The sequence below is a fragment of the Bradyrhizobium sp. BRP22 genome (assembly GCF_020194175.1).
GTDB lineage: Bacteria > Pseudomonadota > Alphaproteobacteria > Rhizobiales > Xanthobacteraceae > Bradyrhizobium.
Genome location: NZ_JADYVX010000001.1, coordinates 489,515 through 506,563, shown reverse-complemented (window position 1 = coordinate 506,563; position 17,049 = coordinate 489,515). Strand labels below are relative to the sequence as shown.

Here is a 17,049-nt window from a genome sequence, read left to right as displayed (position 1 = left end):
CCCAAAGCTCACCCACGGTTGTAGCCGGAGGGGGAAACGGGCGACATCGCCACGCGCTTTGGCCGGTGGCCACCGGCCAAAGCGCAAGTCGCTTCCATCGCACAAATCATGTCCGAGCAGATACAAGGGTGTCTCAGCGGCGGGCCTCCCCGCGCGGAAAGAACCCTCACCCGGCGCTTTGCGCCGACCTCTCCCGCAAGGCGGGAGAGGTGACTTCGAAGGCCGCTCCGCGGCGAGGCTGACCAACGGAAGTTGCGCCTTCCCCCTCTCCCGCTTGCGGGAGAGGGCTGGGGAGGGTGTCTCAGCGGCGGGACTCCCCGCGTGGAAAGAACCCTCACCCGGCGCTTTGCGCCGACCTCTCCCGCAAGACGGGAGAGGTGACTTTGAAGGCCGGTCCGCGGCGAGGCTAGCCGCCCGGAATTGGCAGGACCGGCATGATCTCCACTCGCTCGCCGGGGAAGATCGCGAAATGCGGGTGGTTCTCGAACAATTTTGCGGCAGCTTCATGCGAACTGGCGCGCAGCACCGTGAAGCCGCTCAGCTCGTTGCTGATGTCGGCGATGCCGCTGGCATCGACTTTCTTGGTCTTGCCCAGTGGTCCGCCCATTTTGATGATCACGGCCTGATGCTTTTCGACCCAGGCCTTCCAGGCCGCAATGCCCTCCCGCTCCTTGGCGCGCCGCTCTGCCTCGGGCAGCGCGTGCCAAGCCTTCATTTTCGGATTGTTCATGCTGCCGACGAAGACAGCGAGATAGGTATCGTTCGTGCTCATGCGTTCTTCTCCTCTTTGATGGATGCTCCGCCTAGCGATGTGCCGAATCCCGCTGCAGGTCCTCGAAACCGGCGGCCGCCTTCTGCACTTCCTCCGAGAAATCGCTCATTTCCTGCACCTGGCGGATCTCGATGATCTCGTTCTCGCTGGCCGGGCATTGCTTCGCCCACTCGATCGCCTCCGCACGCGAGGCGACGTTGATCATCCAGTAGCCGCCGAGCACTTCCTTCGATTCGGTGAAGGGGCCATCGGTGACGACGGGCTTGCCGGTGGCGAAAGAGACGCGCGCGCCCGCCGATGGCGGATGCAGACCATCGAGCGCGATCAGCACGCCGGCGTCCTTCAGCGCCTGGTTGTATTTCATCATCGCCGCGACGCGTTCCGGGTCGAGATCGATCTTCGGCGGCGCGGTCTCGTAGCCGAGCGGGATCATCAGCATCATGAATCGCATGGGTGTTTCCTCGTGGTTGGGATTTCTTCCGGCGCATCGCGACGCGATGAGTTCGCGGAAATGAGGTGGCAACGTTACCTCGTGGCGACCTGGGCGCGCAGGCGCTCTTCCTGCTCGCGCAATTCCGGGGTCAATGCCTCGCCGAAATCCTCGGTGGAGAAAACCTGCCGGATCTCGATCTCGCCGTCCTCGAACGGCGCGCGCTTCATCCAGTCGATCGCTTCATCGAGCGAGTTGGTCTCGATCAGCCAGAAGCCGGCGATGAGATCATTGCTCAAGGTGAATGGGCCGCGGCTGACGCTGGGCTGGCCGCCGCCATAGCTCACCCGCGCGCCATTTGCGGTCGGGTGCAGGCCCTCGCCGGCCTGCATGACACCGGCCTTGACCATCTCCTCGTTGAAGGCGCCCATCGCGGCCAAAAGTTCCGTCGAGGGCATCACGCCAGCCTCGCTGTCCCGGCTGGCCTTCACTATCACCATGAATCGCATCGTCTCGCGCTCCGTTAGGGGTCACCTGTACCGGGTACTGGTACACGGGGTGGATTGCACCAGAATTGCATCAGGCACTCGCAGATAAGACGAACGGGATCTTGCCGCGCCGACAGGTCCCGCGAAATTATTCCGGAGGTCATTGCGGCAATCGGGCGCGGGTTGCCATTTTACGGATCCCGTTTGACGAATTTGCCATTTTGATAGGTGGCGCCGAAGTAGACGTCGATGCGCTTCACCTTGTCACCATCGAAGGCGAAGAACTCGGTATTGCGAAAGCTCGTTCCATCCTTGCCCGTGCAGCGATAGGTCACGAAGGCCGCATCGCCTTCGACGAAGATCCGTTCCAGCTCATGGCTCGCAATCCAGCCGCTATTCCGCCAGCAGCGGGCGAAATAGGTCGGCTTGTCGATATTGTCGTCATACGGGGTGGTGAAATGGAAGTCGTCGGTGAGGGCGTCCTCGACGCGCTGGCGGTCGTTCGCCAGATAGGCGGCGAAGATCGCGCGGATGATCTCGCCCATGTCGGTGGCTGACATTCAGCTCTCCATCGGCACCAGCTTGAAATAGGGCTCCGCCTCCTTCATCACCCTCGCGAAGGACGGGCGCGCCTTCAGGCGCTCGAAATAGGCGCGCAGGCTGCGGTGCTCGTCGTCGAACGGCGTCACCATGTTGGCGTAGAACAGAGGTGGTGCGGCGGAGCAATCCGCCAGGCTGAACTCCTCGCCCATCGCCCAGCCGCCCGACGCCATCTGTCCATCGATGATGCGATAGGAGCTGCGTATCTGCGCCCTCGCCTCCGCCACGCCATGCGGGTCTTTCCTGTCCACGGGCCGCAGCCGGTCGCCAATGATCCTCTGCATCGGCAGGTGCACATAGAGATCGTAGAAGCGGTCGCGCAGCCTGGTCTGCCGGGCGCTGTCGGCGTCATCAGGAATGAACCTGGTGCGGCCGCGGTAATGGCGGTCGAGATAGTCGATAATGACACTCGACTCCGGCACGACCTGGTTCCGCGCATGGTCCTGCAGCACCGGGAAACGCCCGATCGGCGACAGTTTCAACAGCGCCGCGCGCTCGGCAGGATCAGTGAGATCGACCAGATTCGGCGTGAACGGGACATCGTTCTCATAGAGGGCGATGAGCACCTTCCAGCAGAACGACGACAGCGGGTGATAGTGCAGCGTCAGCGACATCGGAACTCCTGTCAGGGGCCAAGAATGGCCTTGCCCAGGGAAGACGAAGCACGACCGGTTGCCCCGACACTGCCAGACGATTTATTTCACGGCCGCGGAACTTGCTTTCATCACGGAGGCGGCGCAACAGGGTCGCCGTCATGCCGGAAACGGCGCAACAGGGAAGGTTCATGGCTACATCTTCGCAAAAGGTCGCGCTCGTCACCGGGGCGGCGCGCGGCATCGGGCTTGCCACCGCCAAGCGATTCCTCGCCGAGGGCTGGCGCGTGGCACTCCTGGACATCGAGCGCGAACTGCTGAACGAGGCGGTCGCCGGCCTCGAGCAGGCCGAGAGCACGCTGGCGCTGGCATGCGACGTCTCCGATGCCACTGGCGTCGCTGCGGCGGTCGATGCGGTGGAACAGCGCTTCGGCCGGCTCGACGCGCTCGTCAACAATGCCGGGGTTGCGGTGTTCGCGCCGCTGCTCGAGACCTCGGATGCGGACTGGAGCCGGATCCTGGCGGTCAACCTCACCGGCCCGTTCCTCTGCGCCAAGGCGGCAGCGCCCCTGATGCGCGAGCATGGCGGCGGCGCCATCGTCAACATCACCTCGATCTCGGCGGTGCGCGCCTCCACGCTGCGCTCGGCCTACGGCACCAGCAAGGCGGGCCTCGCGCATCTGACCAAGCAGCTCGCGGTCGAGCTCGCCTCGCTCGGCATCCGCGTCAATGCGGTGGCGCCGGGTCCGGTCGACACTGCGATGGCGAAGGCGGTGCACACGGCGGCCATCCGCGCCGACTATCACGACGCGATCCCGCTCAACCGCTACGGCCTCGAGGAAGAACTGGCGGAAGCGATCTTCTTCCTTTCCAGCGACCGCGCGAGCTACATCACCGGGCAGATCCTCGCCGTCGACGGCGGCTTCGATGCCGCCGGCATCGGCCTGCCGACGCTGCGCGGACAGGGGCGAAACGGCTAGGGTCGCTGGTTGACGGCCACGACGCGCCAGCCATTGGCCAGGCGGTCGATCCGACTGAGCGAGAGCGGATCGATCACGAACCGCAAGGCACTGTCCGCCTGAAGCTCGAGCGCGATCGCGAGCACTGCGCGGATCGTGCCGGAATGCACGACCAGCACGGCATCGCCCGCCGGCAGCGACGCCAGCCCCTGCTTCGCGCGCGCGATCTGGTCGACAAAGCTTTCGCCGCCGGGCGGCCGATTGCGCGCCGGCGATTGCCAGAAGGCGTGATAGGCGGCGCCGAGCTCAGTCACGAGATCGTTGTGACGCCGCCCGGTCCAAGCGCCGAAATCCTGTTCGCGAAAGGCGGCGTTCTGGACCGCATCAAGCCCAAGCGCCGCCGCGGTCTCGCGCGTGCGGCGCGCCGGGCTGCAGACCGCGAACGCGCCTTGCGGCAGCCTTGCCTTCAGCGCGGCAAAAGCCGCCTGATCGCCGAGGTCGGCCGGCGCGTCCGGGCCATGAATGACCCCCTTCGGCCCATCGACGGGCGCGTGCCGTATCAGCCACAGATTGGTTTCGACGCCCATCTCGAACTACGCCAGCCGCGCGGCGAGCAGCACCAGGATGGCGGTCTCGGCGACCTGCTCGGCGCCGCCGAGCACATCGCCGGTCTGCCCGCCGATCTGCCGCTGCGCCAGCCAGGCCATGCCGGCCACACTGAGCCCGGCTGCAAGCGCTGCGTACAGCGCATTCGTCACGGACAATGACAGCAACGCGATGGCCAAGGCGATGACGGAAGCAATCGCGGCCATGGCGCGATCGGGCTGGCCGGCATTGGCGGCAAGCCCGTCCTTGCGCGCATAGGGCAGGCTGATCGACATCGCAGGCAGCGCGCCGCGCGCCAGCGCATGCGCGGTTGCGAGGCATTGCACGACATAACCGTCCGGGACCGCCGCCAGCGCGGCGAGCTTGGTGGCAAAGCTTACCAGCAGGATCAGCGCGCCGTAGGTGCCGAGCCGGCTGTCACGCATGATCTCCAATTTGGCCGCGACATCATGGCCGCCGCCAAAACCGTCGGCGACATCGGCGAGACCATCCTCGTGCAGCGCGCCGGTCAGGAGCGCGCCGGCCCCGAGCGCCAGCGCCGCGGCGGCGAGATCGGGCACGCCGAGGTGCCGCAGCCCGAGACAGATCACGCCGATCGCAGCGCCGATCATCGCGCCGACAACGGGAAACATCCGGTGCGCGCGCACGAAATTCGGCGGCACGGCGCCGTCCGGGTGCGGCATCGGCAGCCGCGTCAGGAAGGCGATCGCGGTTTTGAGATCGTCGAGCCATTCGTTCATGGTGATGCCTTAATCTGCATGAGGAATCGCATGCAGTTCGGCAGTCTAGACGACATCCGCGCCTTCTGTCGCGATCCGCCGCTGGCGCGGGGGCATGACAAAATCTTGCCGCAGGCGCCGTCGTTAAATATCCGGGGGCGTGGAGATCAGGGAGGCCGCGGATGCGAAGGGCGGTGATCACGGCGGCTTTGATCGCAGCGGCGCTGCTCGCAGCGGGTTCGTTCGCGCGCGCCGAGGTGCGCATCCTGGCAAGCCCGGGCGGACAGGTCGAGCCATTCCTCGAACTGTTCGCCCGTGTCCGCGAGACCGGCGAGCGCGTGGTGATCGACGGGCCCTGCCTGTCGGCCTGCACGCTGGTGCTCTCGGTGGTGCCGAACGATCGCATCTGCGTGACGCGGCGCGCGATCCTCGGCTTCCACGCTGCGCGCTCGGTCGACCGGCGCGGGCGCTTCTATGCCGAGCCGGAGGCCTCCGAGGCGGTGCTCGAGGCGTACCCGGCGCCGGTGCGCGGCTGGATCCGAAGCCGCGGCGGATTGACGTCGCGGCTTCTGTTGTTGCGCGGCCGCGAACTCGCGGCGATCTATCCGAGGTGTAGGTAGCTCACATCCCCTCGGCGGGGCAGTTCACCATCCAGGGGATGCCGAACTGGTCGATGCACATGCCAAAGCCCTTGGCCCAGAAAGTCGGGGTGAAGGGCATGGTCACCGTGCCGCCTTCCGCGAGCGCCTTGAACTTGCGCTCGCCGTCGGCGGGGTTCTCCACTGTCAGCGACACCGCAAAACCCTGCGGCTGGTGGAAATGTTCCTGCGGCGTATCGGAGGCCATGACGATCTCGCCGTCGATCGTGATCCTGGCGTGCATGATCTTCTTCTTCCAGTCGGGCGCAACCGGCATCGATTCCGGCGCCTGCTCATGCGTCAGCATCGCCTCGATCTTGGCGCCGAGCACCTTCTCGTAATATTTCAACGCCGCTTCGCAATTGCCGTTGTAGAACAGATATGGATTGACTTGCATCGCTTGCTCCTTGGTTGATGACAGTGTGCTTTGAAGACGGCTATTTCTTCGACGATTTGGCGTCGCGCGGCTGGCTGTCGCGCATCAGGCGGTCGAGATGCATGCGGATGTGGGCGGCTTCCGCGGTGGTGTTGGCGAGCGCGATGGCGCGGTCGAAGGCTGTGCGGGCTTCGTCATTGCGGCCGAGCTGCATCAGGAAGGCGCCGCGGACGCCATAGAAGTGAAAATAGTTCTGCAGCCGCTGGGCCAACGGCTCGATCATCTCGAGCGCCGCTTCCGGACCGCGCACCTTCGATACCGCCACCGCGCGGTTCAGCGTCACCACCGGCGAGGGCTGCATGATCTCGAGCGCGCCATAGAGCAGCTCGATCTGCTTCCAGTCGGTATCCTCAGGTGTTTCCGCGCGCGCATGCAGCGCCGCGATCGCGGCCTGCACCTGGTAGGGCCCGCTGCTGCGATGGCGCATCGCCTTGTCGATCAGCGCCAGCCCTTCGGCGATCAGCGGCCGATTCCACCGCCGTCGGTCCTGGTCCTCGAGCAGGATCACGGCGCCGTCAGCATCGAACCGCGCCGCGGCACGGGCGTGCTGCAACAACAATAGCGCGGTCAGCCCCATGATCTCCGGCTCGCTCTGGAACAGGCGCAGCAGCAGCCGCGCCAGCCGGATCGCTTCCTCGCAGAGGGGGCTGCGGATCTCGGCGGTGTCGCCGCTCGCCGAATAGCCCTCGTTGAAGATCAGGTAGATCATCGCCGCCACCGAGGCGAGGCGCTCGCTGCGTTCGACCGCGCCCGGCGCCTCGAACGGCACTTTCGCCTCGGCCACGCGCGCCTTCGCGCGGGTAATGCGCTGCTCCATCGCGGCCTCGCTGACCAGGAAGGCGCGCGCGATCTGCTTTACCGAAAGGCCGGAGACGATGCGCAGCGCCAGCGCGATCTGCTGCGTCGGCGGCAGATCGGGATGGCAGCAGATGAACAACAGCCGCAGGATGTCGTCGCGGTAGTGCGAGCCGTCGAGCCGCTCGGCGAGCGCGTCTTCGGCATCGTCGAGGTCGGAGATCGCCTGGTCGTCGTCCGGCAGCGCCTCCTGCTTGCGGCTGCGCCTGACCTCGTCGATCCCGACATTGCGGCCGACCATGATCAGCCACGCCGCGGGATCGCGCGGCGGACCGTTCTGCGGCCAGCTCTTGAGCGCGCGCAGGCAGGCGTTCTGGTACGCCTCCTCCGCCCGATCGAGATCACGGAAATAGCGCAGCAGCGCGCCGACCGCCTGGGGTCGCGCCGAGGTCAGCGCGGCATCGATCCAGGCGGTGTCGGTCACGGCTGAACACTCCCCGGGTTGAAAATCCCGACCGGGCGAATCTCATAGGCGCCGCCGGGATTGGCCGCGCCGAGATCGCGCGCGACGTCGAGCGCTTCGTCGAGATTCTTGCAGTCGACGACGTAAAAGCCGAGCAACTGTTCCTTGGTCTCGGCAAAGGGACCGTCCAGCACCAGGGGCGGATCGTCCTTGCGCAGCGTGGTCGCCGCCGTGGTCGGCAACAGCCGCGCCACCGGCCCAAGCCGGCCCTGCTTGGCGAGCTTCTCCTGGACGACGGAAAGTTTCTTCATGACGGCCGCGTCCTGTTCCTTGGTCCAGGAACCGACCATGTCCTCGTCGTGATAGCAAAGGATGGCGTAAAGCATGCGTCAGGCATCTCCGTTGTCTTTATCGGAGCATGATCTTGTCGGAAAATTGGAGCCCACTTTTCCGGATCATGCTCTTAAGACGAACGATTATGCCCGCAGCCGACAACGCTTAGAAGAAATTTCGAAGAGGTGAGTTCCAGCACCGCGACAATTTCGTATCACCAACAGATTCCGTACTTCGCAGCAATACGACGCGCTTTGGCATCGATTTGCGCATATCAAGTCTCCCCTTGATTGGTGGCAGGAGAGTATGCGACCGGTTCGATCGGCTATGTGATTGAAGTTACGGTGACAACGAGGATTCCCGAATGACGAAAGGCGCGCTCGCGCTCTTGGTGCATGGCGGCACCGAAAACTGGTCGTCGGCGCGATGGAAAGCCCGGTTTGGCGAGGTCTGCCGGGACAGGCGCGTGCTGCTGTTGCCCGATGCCAGCGTCGATCCCTCCGAGGTGCACTACGCCGCGGTCTGGAAGCCGCGGCCCGGCGAGCTTGCGGCCCTCCCGAACCTGCGCGTGATCTTCAATCTCGGCGCCGGCGTCGATGCGCTGATGGCGGATGCCTCATTGCCCAACGTGCCGCTGGTCCGCGTCGCGGTCTCCGATCTCACCGGACGGATGACGGAATATGTGACACTGCATGTGCTGATGCATCACCGCCAGGAATTGTACTTACGGCAATCGCAGCAGGAGAAGCGCTGGTCGCCCAGGTATCAATGGGCAGCAGGCGCGATCACGGTCGGCATCATGGGAATGGGCACGTTAGGGACCAGCGCGGCGCAGGTGCTACGGAGCATCGGCTTTCGCGTGGTCGGCTGGAGCCGCAGTGCCAAACAGGTTGGCGGCGTCGAATGCTTCGCCGGGACAGAACAGCTCGGCGCCTTCCTGCAACAGACCAACATCCTGGTCTGCCTACTGCCGCTGACGCCGGACACGCGGCACGTGCTCAACCGCGACGTCTTCGCGCAATTGAACCGCGACAGCCCGATGGGCGCACCGGTCCTGATCAATGCCGGCCGCGGCGGATTGCAGGACGAGGCCGACATCCTGCGCGCGCTCGAGGATGGCACACTCGGCGCCGCCTCGCTCGACGTGTTCGAGACCGAACCCTTGCCCTCGGACAGCCCATTCTGGAGCCATCCGAAGGTGGTGCTGACGCCGCACAATGCGGCGGATACCGACCCGGACGAAATCTCGAAATATGTCGCGCAGCAGATCGAACGCTTCGAGTCCGGCGGCGCGTTGGAGAACGTGGTCGATCGCGGACGGGGATACTGAAGCGCGATGACTTTGCTTCGAATCGTCATCCCGCTTTAGTGGTTTGACAATGATCTCCGCACAAACGCTTCGCGTTTGTCCCACCTGAAAGCCGGATCAATGCTGCTGTCTGACCGGAAGTCCCGTCATGACGAGTTCGTCGGCTATTCGACGCCTCGCAACCTGAATGAGAGCAAACACCTATACCCTGGTATGGCTCGCCCTCTCCCTTCGAAGCGCTGGTGATCGGATAGTTCACCACGCAGATGCGAGTCGATGCTATTTGCTCGCTTCGCCGGAGCGGCTTTTGGAAGGCGTTTGAGCCGGAAGAGCGCGGAGAAATGCTTTGACGACTGTGGCGGCGTTGTCCGAAGCCAGGCGTTCGAGCTCATTTTCGGTGTTTTTGCCGGCATCGCCGCCCGCCAGATCTGACAAGCCGCGGAAGGCGATAAAGGGGATATGGTTCGAATAGGCCACGTGGGCGACTGGCGCACTTTCGTTGTCGACCAGATCGGCCTTGAAGGTGTCATAGATCCACTTGCGGAATTCGGCATTGTCAACGAACGCCGGGCCGGAGACGCCGGCCCCTCCGATGACGACACGGGGATGGGCGTCTCCGCAGACATCCCGTTTGAGGCATGGCTTCAGTTCGACTTTCGGCGCCACTGAACGTGCGGTCTCCAGCATGTTCGGATCGACGTCAAACCAGAAGCGCTTTTCCGGCTCGCTCTGACCCGGATGAGCAATTCCAACCGCGCGGGGGAAGATCATGTCGTAGTTCGGCAGCGTCGTCCCAAGCCAGTTCGGCACCGACCAGCCGGCTCCGACTTTCCGGGCAAAGACGGATTCGAGATATTCGGACCAGCGATCGGCCACGACGACATCCCCTGCTGAAAGACCGGGGTTGATGGCGCCGGCAATTCCGGAAAAGACGATGCGCCTGATCTTGAAATGATCAATCGCGCCCTGCGTGGTCATGGCCGCGTTGACCATTGACACGCCGCTGAGGAAAAGAACGACATCCTTACCCTCGAGTTGACCCACGATGTAAGTCGCATCAGCGATGATCTCCGTCCGCGTCGCGCTCATCGCATTCTTGAGCGCGAGCCATTCGGGAGTGTATGCCGAAATGACGGCGATCCGCGGCGTAGGGTCGACCTGTTCCGCCGCGGCCGCACGATCCGTCAGAAGATTCAATGAGGCCAGCAAGACTGGCGCAAGCCATAAAGGATTCCACCATCGCGGCCGACTGGCGGGTACCTTGCTATCCGATCTCGAAGAGTGTTTTTTCACGGGAGCGCTTCGAACAAGTCTGGAGACGGCATGATGTGAGAATGACGACCCGCGCCGGCTCTCACATCGAGCGACGCGGATACGTCTCGTTCTGCTTTGGTCGCGGATATCTCGGTCGCCTCAGCGGTCGCTAGCGCTAGGCTCGATTGTGTAGTGATCGGCTTTGATGGAACGAGGCCACGGCACCAGCATCGCGACCCGCTCGCGATACTGCCGATACTGATCGCCAAACACCGCAATCAGATCGCGCTCCTCCAGGCTGGCGCCAATGAAAATGTAGGTTGTTGCGACGGCCGCGAATAGAAAGTGCCCAGCCGTCATTGTTGGCGTCGACCAGAACGCGATGATGAAGCCCAGATAGAGTGGATGGCGCACCAGTCGGTACAAAAATGGAGTCTTGAATCGAGAGCCATCAGCGCTGGCGGCTGGATTTGCGAACACCTGTTTCAGACCGAACAGCTCAAAGTGGTTGATCTGGAAGCTGGCGAACAGCACGATCAGCCAGCCGAACAGTGCGAGCCCCGACAGGGCCATGGCGACGGTTGGATTGGCAACACTCCAGATTATCGCGGGAATCGGGCGCCATTGCCAAGCCAGCAAGATCAGGGCCAGACTGGCGAGAAGGACATACACGCTTCGCTCGATTGCGCTTGGGATGAACCGGGTCCACCACTGTTTGAATGACCTGCGGGCCATCACGCTGTGCTGGAGAGCGAAGAGCGACAGCAGCAGAAGGTTGATGATCACCGCCTCGAGCCTTGGCGTGGCGGGTCCTGAGTCGATGTCTTTCGGCACGACCGCGCCGAAGAGGAAGCCGATCATATAGAGAAACGTGCCCAGAAAGATCAGATAGGCGACCAGACCGAAACAGATTGAAGTAATGCGGGCCATTTTTGCTCCTTTCAGAGGGGGAGATGTTCGACCATCTCGCACCGCCACCGAGTAACCAACGCAAGCAGGAGTATTCTGACCGAGTATTTCGTCATCTTAACCTCCCTCGCATCGCATGGCGAGGATGGAGGGGCGACGTGACCACGCTATTTCATTCCCGATTTAAACGGTTGCAGACGTAACATTGGTCGTCGCATGCCTTCTATTTTATGCTACCGGCACATCACGTCGATGGCGCCATTGACGAGGGCTTCCAATTCCTTGCGCGAGACGCGGGCGCGGGCGCGGAGCGCGATGGTGTGAAGCGTCGCGGAGGCGAGTTGCGCGAGCGCGGTAACGTCAGCGGTTGCCGATAGCTCGCCTTTTTCCCTGGCCCGGCGGAAGCACGAGGCAAAACCCTTGTCGAGTTCGACGAAGCCATCGAGCGCCAGCGCGCGGATCTCGGGATCGGCGACGGCGTCGGAGGCCGCCGTCACCACCGTGAAGCAGCCGCGCGGCGAATCGCCCGAGAGATAGATGTCGAGCGCCACCGCATAGATGCGCGCCAGCCGTTCGCGGATCGGCAACTCCTCGCCGAAGATGTCGATCATCGCCGCGCGCGCATCGTCGCGATAGCGCTGATAGCTCTTGATGTAGAGGTCGCGCTTGTCGCCGAACGCACCATAAAGGCTCGGCCGGTTCATGCCCGTAGCGGCGCTGAGATCGTCGAGCGAGGTCGCGGCAAAGCCGCGCTTGCGGAACAGGTCGAGCGCCTTGCCGAGCGCAACGTCGGGCTCATAGGCACGCGGCCGGCCGCGCCGCTTCGGCTCGGCGGTCGCTACCTGCTTCGCATCAGCCTTTTTGGCAGCAGATGGCAGCTTTCTCTTTTTTTGTACCATTTCGCAGAAAATTCCTTGACCAAAGCTATATTATGCAGAACAGTACAAAAATCAACTCAAGGCCCGGCCACCGGGTCGAACCGCCAAGGAGGCACCCATGGAGCTCTATTTCTCGCCGCTCGCCTGCTCGATGGCGACCCGCATCGCGCTGTATGAAGCGGGCGCAAGCGCCGACTATCTCGAGGTCGATCCGAAGACCAAGGTGGTGCTGAAGGACGGCTCGGACTTCAACAAGGTCAACCCGCTCGGCCTGGTGCCGACATTGCGCACCGATGACGGTGCGGTGCTGACCGAGAACGCCGCGATCCTGCAATATGTCGCCGATCGTTTCCCGGAGGCCAATCTCGGCAGTGGCCCCGGCATGGAGCGCACCCGGCTGCATCAGTGGCTCTGCTTCATCGGCACCGAGCTGCACAAGGGCCTGTTCGTGACGCTCTTGGACAAGAAGGCGCCGCAGGACGCGAAGACCTATGTGGTGGAGAAGAACCTGTCGCGGCTCGACTATCTCGAGAACCATCTCAAGGGGCGCGACTATCTGCTCGACCATTTCAGCGTGGCGGACGCCTATCTCGTCACCGTCATCAACTGGACCATGGCGACGCCGCCGGTCGAACTGGCAAAATGGCCGGCGCTGAAGGCCTATCACGCCCGCCTGCGCGCGCGCCCCTCGGTGGCAAAGGCGATCGCGGAGGAATTCGAGCTCTACAAGGCCGAGATCGCGCGCCACAAGGCGGCGGCTTAGTAACCAAGCTGCGGCATAACACCGTGTCGTCCCGGCCTTGAGCCGGGATCCATAGCCACAGGGAGTGGTTGTTGGGCCAAGGCGTCAAACAGATCGCTTCATCGATAGATCACGCGGTATGGGTCCCGGCTCAGGGCCGGGACGACACCGAATTCGCGGCGCGATCATCAGGCCACATCGGCCTTCAGCAAGAGCCGCAGCGCCTTCGGAATCGGTTGCGCCCTTCCCTCGCTGATGAAGGCGACGCGGACCTGCGCCTTGACCAGCACCTCCTCGCCGCGCCGCACTTCCTGCGCCAGCGTGATCGAGGCGCCCTTCACGGCGACCGGCCAGGTCACGACGTCGAGCACGTCGTCCATCCGCGCCGGCCGCAGGAAATCGAGCTGCATCGAGCGCACGACGAACGCAAAGCCGGGCGTCTCCACCTCGGTTTCCGCAAACAGCGCATGCTGCTCGGCGCCCATCAGGCGCAGATGGTTGGTGCGGCCGCGCTCCATGAAGCGCAGATAATTGGCGTGATAGACGATGCCGGAGAAATCCGTGTCCTCGTAATAGACACGGACCTGCATGTGATGGCGGCCGTCGCGGACCTCGCCGTCGAGATGAGCTGTCACTTGCGAGCCTCGATCGTCTCGTTGGGAAATCGAGCTTTTGCGCAAAATCCGCGCGACGCGCAAGCCTGGGCTAGACCACCGTGGGCCCGGCCTTGCCCAGCGTCACCAGCACGATCTCCGGGGGAACGCCGATGCGGAACGGCATGATGCTGCAGCCGAGCCCGCCTGAGACGATGACATCGCAATTGGTTCGGAGATGGCCGTAGGCGAGCTCGACGCCCTGCCGCGGCGGCACCGCGGGCGACCAGCCGAGCAGGCGGACCTGGCCGCCATGGGTGTGGCCGGACAATTGCAGCGCCACGCGCGGGGGGACGCGCAGCGCGACGTCAGGCTCATGGGCCAAAAGGATGACCGGAGCATCGTCGGTGACTTTCGCAAGCGTCGCGCCGAGATCATCGACGCCGATGCGCCGCACGGGGCGGAAACGTCGCGCCGGCATATAGGCGAGCTGGTCGCCGAGGCCGGCGAGCCAGAACGGGCGGCCAGCCTTGGTCAGGCGCACGGCGTCGTTCTCGTAGACCGGAATGCCATTGGTTTCGAGCGCGCGATGGGTCACCGTCAGGCCCTGCCCCTCACGCTGCACGGTCTTGTCGTCCCAATAATCGTGGTTGCCGAGGATCGCGTGCACGCCGAGCGGCGCCTTGAGGTTCGCGAGCACCGCGGCCCATTCGCTCGCCGGAATGAAACGGGTGACATGGCGGTGGCCGGCGACGTAGTCCCCAAGCAGGACAATGATGTCGGGCTGAAGCGCATTGGTGCGCGCGACGATCGCCTCGATGCGCTCCAGCGACATCCAGGGATCGCAGGCGTGCAAATCGGCGATCACGGCGATCTTGAGCGGGAAATCCGCCGGCCATCGCGCCGGCGTCAGGTTGTAACGCGTGACGTTGAGCCGCAATACCGGCTCGACGCCAAAGCCATAGGCCGAGGTCGACGCCGTGAGGGCGGTCAAACCGCCGATGGACCTGAAAAATTGACGCCGTGAGAACATGGACTTGATCGGTGATGCCACCCGTTGATGGGGTGCGATTGGAGCGGAATTGGGGTGCGTTTGTGCAGATTGTCAGGGGATCACGCGCACGAGGTTGTGAACGCGCGATTCCGTAGCCCGGGTGGAGGCTACGGCTCGTCGCTATCGTTGCCGAACAGGCCGAATTGCGAGGGATCGCGCGAGGGCTCGGCGAGGCCGAGGTGGCGGAAGGCGTGCGAGGTGAGAAGCCGGCCGCGCGGCGTGCGCTGCAGATAGCCGCACTGGATCAGATAGGGCTCGATGATGTCCTCGATCGCATCGCGCGGCTCCGACAGCGCCGCCGCCATCGTCTCGACGCCGACCGGCCCGCCGCCGTAGTTGATCGCAATGGTGGTGAGGTAGCGGCGATCCATGGCATCCAGCCCGGCGGCATCGACCTCGAGCGCGGAAAGCGCGTGGTCGGCGATGCCGCGGTCGACCGACGTGGCGTCCGCCGCGGAGGCAAAATCGCGCACCCGGCGCAACAGGCGGCCGGCGATGCGGGGCGTGCCGCGGGCGCGGCGGGCGATCTCGTTGGCGCCGTCGGGGCTCATGCCGATGTTGAGCACGCGGGCGCCGCGGGTGACGATCTGCTCCAGCTCTTCCTCGGTATAGAAATTGAGCCGGATCGGAATGCCGAAGCGATCGCGTAGCGGATTGGTGAGGAGTCCGGCGCGCGTGGTGGCGCCGACGAGGGTGAATTTTGCAAGCTCGATCTTCACCGAGCGCGCGGCAGGCCCTTCGCCGATGATCAGATCGAGCTGGAAATCCTCCATCGCGGGATAGAGCACTTCCTCCACGGCCGGGCTCAGGCGATGGATCTCGTCGATGAAGAGCACGTCGCGCTCTTCCAGATTGGTGAGCAGCGCGGCGAGATCGCCGGCCTTGGCGATGACCGGGCCGGACGTAGCGCGGAAGCCGACGCCAAGCTCGCGCGCGACGATCTGCGCCAGCGTGGTCTTGCCGAGGCCGGGGGGGCCGACGAACAGTACGTGATCCAGCGCCTCGCCGCGCTTCCGCGCCGCCTCGATGAAGATCGAGAGATTCTTGCGCGCCTGCGCCTGGCCGACGAATTCGGACAGCGATTGCGGACGCAGCGCCGTGTCGCCGACATCATCGGCGCGACGCTCCGGGGTGACGATGCGGGAGGGCGGGCTCACTTCGCGAGCTCCTTCAGGCCAAGCCGGATCAGCTGCGCGGTCTCGGCGTGCTCACCCGCGCTGCGCGAGGCGGCGGCGATGGCGGCGGCGGCTTGCGGCTGGCCGTAGCCGAGATTGACGAGGGCGGAGATCGCGTCCGTCACGGGACGCGGCGCGCGCTCATTGTCGATGGCGCCGGCGAGATGGACCACGGCGGGATCGACATTGGCGAACTGAGGCGCCTTGTCCTTCAACTCGCTGACGATACGCTCGGCGACCTTCGGCCCGACGCCCGGCGTGCGCGCCACCGCCGCCTTGTCGCGCAGCGCGATCGCATTCGCAAGCTCGGACGGCGGCAGGGTGCCGAGCACGGCGAGCGCGACCTTGGCGCCGACGCCCTGCACGGTCTGCAAGAGGCGAAACCACTCGCGCTCATGGTCGGTGCGGAAGCCGAACAGTTTGATCTGATCCTCGCGGACATAGGTCTCGATCGAGAGCACCGCGGCTTCGCCCGGTGACGGCAGCGCCTGCAGCGTGCGCGCCGAACAATGCACCTGGTAGCCGACGCCGCCGACGTCGAGGATCACGTAATCCTCGCCGTAGGTATCGATGAGGCCCTTGAGCTTGCCAATCATAGGCTCGCGACCCTCAGCCGGAGCGCGGTGCTTTGGCGGTGATGGGCGTGCGTGATCGCGACCGCGAGCGCATCGGCGGCATCGGGCGATTGCGGTTCAGCCTTGGGCAAGAGGATCTTCAGCATCACGGCGATCTGGTTCTTTTCGGCGTGTCCGGCGCCGACCACGGTCTTCTTGACCTGGTTCGGCGCGTATTCGGCAACCTCGATGCCGAACATTGCGGGCGCCAGCATGGCGACGCCGCGGGCCTGGCCGAGTTTCAAGGTGGCGACGCCGTCCTTGTTCACAAACGTCTGCTCGACTGCGGCCTCCGCCGGGCTGTAATCGCCGAGCACGGCGGCCAATCCCTCATGGATCGCGAGCAGCCGGCCCGCCAGCGGCAGCCGTTCCGACGGCTCGATCGAGCCGCAGCCGATGAAGACGAGACGATTGCCCTCGACCTCGATCACGCCCCAGCCGGTGCGGCGGAGACCCGGGTCGATCCCGAGGATGCGGGTGGGTTGGCGAATCGGGTGCGCTGTCATGGGACAGTGATAGCCGCTGCGTTTCGAGAACGAAACACAAACGGGGAGGTCATCCCCTGTCGGTCGTCATGCGCTGCCCTGCCGCCGCACCCTTCGCTGTCATACCCCGCGAAGGCGGGGTATCCAGTAAACGGTGCTGCCGGCAAGAATCTCGATGTCGGCGATTACTGGATCGCCCGCATT

Annotated in this window: 22 protein-coding genes; 4 read left to right on the top strand and 18 right to left on the bottom strand. The window is 64.4% G+C overall.

Features of this window, described 5'->3' with window-relative positions; all coding sequences use genetic code 11:
• Positions 1-406: 406 nt before the first annotated feature.
• The 5 genes from I6F35_RS02275 to I6F35_RS02255 form a co-directional block, all read right to left on the bottom strand.
• Complete coding sequence (locus tag I6F35_RS02275) at positions 407-772, bottom strand: hypothetical protein (RefSeq protein ID WP_225116008.1); 366 nt, start codon at positions 770-772, stop codon at positions 407-409.
• A gap of 31 nt (positions 773-803) precedes the next feature.
• Positions 804-1,223, bottom strand: coding sequence for a YciI family protein (locus tag I6F35_RS02270; protein WP_225116007.1), 420 nt, complete (start codon positions 1,221-1,223; stop codon positions 804-806).
• Positions 1,224-1,297: 74 nt separating this feature from the next.
• A complete protein-coding gene (locus tag I6F35_RS02265) occupies positions 1,298-1,711 on the bottom strand; it encodes a YciI family protein (protein WP_225116006.1) in 414 nt (137 codons plus the stop codon).
• 170 nt (positions 1,712-1,881) lie between these two features.
• Positions 1,882-2,250 carry a nuclear transport factor 2 family protein gene (locus I6F35_RS02260; RefSeq protein ID WP_225116005.1) on the bottom strand — a complete coding sequence of 123 codons (369 nt, stop codon included), beginning with the start codon at positions 2,248-2,250 and terminating at the stop codon, positions 1,882-1,884.
• The gene (locus I6F35_RS02255) at positions 2,251-2,904 is read right to left on the bottom strand and encodes a glutathione S-transferase family protein (protein ID WP_225116004.1); all 654 of its coding nucleotides are present in this window, start codon (positions 2,902-2,904) and stop codon (positions 2,251-2,253) included.
• Positions 2,905-3,074: 170 nt separating this feature from the next.
• Between I6F35_RS02255 and I6F35_RS02250 the strand changes: the two genes are divergently transcribed.
• On the top strand, positions 3,075-3,863 hold the full coding sequence (locus I6F35_RS02250) for an SDR family oxidoreductase (RefSeq protein ID WP_225116003.1): 789 nt from the start codon (positions 3,075-3,077) through the stop codon (positions 3,861-3,863).
• Here I6F35_RS02250 and I6F35_RS02245 read toward each other — a convergent pair.
• Both I6F35_RS02245 and cobS read right to left on the bottom strand, forming a co-directional pair.
• A complete protein-coding gene (locus I6F35_RS02245) occupies positions 3,860-4,429 on the bottom strand; it encodes a histidine phosphatase family protein (protein ID WP_225116002.1) in 570 nt (189 codons plus the stop codon). The genes I6F35_RS02250 and I6F35_RS02245 overlap by 4 nt on opposite strands.
• 6 nt (positions 4,430-4,435) lie before the next feature.
• On the bottom strand, positions 4,436-5,188 hold the full coding sequence (gene cobS, locus I6F35_RS02240) for an adenosylcobinamide-GDP ribazoletransferase (protein WP_225116001.1): 753 nt from the start codon (positions 5,186-5,188) through the stop codon (positions 4,436-4,438).
• A 161-nt stretch (positions 5,189-5,349) separates the two neighbouring features.
• Between cobS and I6F35_RS02235 the strand changes: the two genes are divergently transcribed.
• On the top strand, positions 5,350-5,787 hold the full coding sequence (locus tag I6F35_RS02235) for a hypothetical protein (RefSeq protein WP_225116000.1): 438 nt from the start codon (positions 5,350-5,352) through the stop codon (positions 5,785-5,787).
• Position 5,788: 1 nt separating this feature from the next.
• On the opposite strand, the gene I6F35_RS02230 is transcribed toward I6F35_RS02235, so the two are convergent.
• The 3 genes from I6F35_RS02230 to I6F35_RS02220 are packed head-to-tail and all read right to left on the bottom strand — an operon-like array spanning position 5,789 to position 7,885.
• A complete protein-coding gene (locus tag I6F35_RS02230) occupies positions 5,789-6,202 on the bottom strand; it encodes a VOC family protein (protein WP_225115999.1) in 414 nt (137 codons plus the stop codon).
• Between the two features lie 40 nt (positions 6,203-6,242).
• A complete protein-coding gene (locus tag I6F35_RS02225; RefSeq protein ID WP_225115998.1) occupies positions 6,243-7,520 on the bottom strand; it encodes an RNA polymerase sigma factor in 1,278 nt (425 codons plus the stop codon).
• Positions 7,517-7,885 (bottom strand): YciI family protein, encoded by a 369-nt coding sequence (locus I6F35_RS02220; RefSeq protein ID WP_225115997.1) that lies wholly within the window; start codon positions 7,883-7,885, stop codon positions 7,517-7,519. Before I6F35_RS02220 ends, I6F35_RS02225 begins: the two co-directional genes overlap by 4 nt.
• A 311-nt stretch (positions 7,886-8,196) precedes the next feature.
• On the opposite strand from I6F35_RS02220, the gene I6F35_RS02215 reads away from it, so the two are divergent.
• Positions 8,197-9,162 (top strand): glyoxylate/hydroxypyruvate reductase A, encoded by a 966-nt coding sequence (locus I6F35_RS02215; protein WP_225115996.1) that lies wholly within the window; start codon positions 8,197-8,199, stop codon positions 9,160-9,162.
• 258 nt (positions 9,163-9,420) lie between these two features.
• On the opposite strand, the gene I6F35_RS02210 is transcribed toward I6F35_RS02215, so the two are convergent.
• The 3 genes from I6F35_RS02210 to I6F35_RS02200 all read right to left on the bottom strand — a co-directional run bounded on the left by I6F35_RS02210 (position 9,421) and on the right by I6F35_RS02200 (position 12,203).
• Positions 9,421-10,350 (bottom strand): 5'-methylthioadenosine/S-adenosylhomocysteine nucleosidase, encoded by a 930-nt coding sequence (locus I6F35_RS02210; RefSeq protein ID WP_225115995.1) that lies wholly within the window; start codon positions 10,348-10,350, stop codon positions 9,421-9,423.
• A 204-nt stretch (positions 10,351-10,554) separates the two neighbouring features.
• Positions 10,555-11,325, bottom strand: a complete 771-nt coding sequence (gene mddA, locus I6F35_RS02205; protein WP_225115994.1) for a methanethiol S-methyltransferase — start codon at positions 11,323-11,325, stop codon at positions 10,555-10,557.
• Positions 11,326-11,537: 212 nt separating this feature from the next.
• Positions 11,538-12,203: a TetR/AcrR family transcriptional regulator gene (locus I6F35_RS02200; RefSeq protein ID WP_225115993.1), complete on the bottom strand. Its 666-nt coding sequence runs from the start codon at positions 12,201-12,203 to the stop codon at positions 11,538-11,540.
• A gap of 97 nt (positions 12,204-12,300) precedes the next feature.
• On the opposite strand from I6F35_RS02200, the gene I6F35_RS02195 reads away from it, so the two are divergent.
• Positions 12,301-12,945, top strand: a complete 645-nt coding sequence (locus I6F35_RS02195; protein WP_225115992.1) for a glutathione binding-like protein — start codon at positions 12,301-12,303, stop codon at positions 12,943-12,945.
• 167 nt (positions 12,946-13,112) lie between these two features.
• Here I6F35_RS02195 and ybgC read toward each other — a convergent pair whose 3' ends face one another.
• From ybgC to ruvC, 5 genes are all read right to left on the bottom strand, one after another.
• Positions 13,113-13,559: a tol-pal system-associated acyl-CoA thioesterase gene (gene ybgC, locus I6F35_RS02190; RefSeq protein ID WP_225115991.1), complete on the bottom strand. Its 447-nt coding sequence runs from the start codon at positions 13,557-13,559 to the stop codon at positions 13,113-13,115.
• A gap of 70 nt (positions 13,560-13,629) precedes the next feature.
• Positions 13,630-14,550, bottom strand: a complete 921-nt coding sequence (locus I6F35_RS02185; protein ID WP_225115990.1) for a metallophosphoesterase — start codon at positions 14,548-14,550, stop codon at positions 13,630-13,632.
• A gap of 128 nt (positions 14,551-14,678) precedes the next feature.
• Entirely contained in the window at positions 14,679-15,728 is a 1,050-nt protein-coding gene (ruvB, locus tag I6F35_RS02180) for a Holliday junction branch migration DNA helicase RuvB (protein WP_225115989.1), read from the bottom strand.
• Positions 15,725-16,342, bottom strand: coding sequence for a Holliday junction branch migration protein RuvA (gene ruvA, locus I6F35_RS02175; RefSeq protein ID WP_225115988.1), 618 nt, complete (start codon positions 16,340-16,342; stop codon positions 15,725-15,727). The genes ruvB and ruvA overlap by 4 nt, the downstream gene beginning before the upstream one ends.
• Entirely contained in the window at positions 16,339-16,866 is a 528-nt protein-coding gene (gene ruvC, locus I6F35_RS02170; RefSeq protein ID WP_225115987.1) for a crossover junction endodeoxyribonuclease RuvC, read from the bottom strand. The genes ruvA and ruvC overlap by 4 nt, the downstream gene beginning before the upstream one ends.
• Between the last annotated feature and the right edge of the window lie 183 nt (positions 16,867-17,049).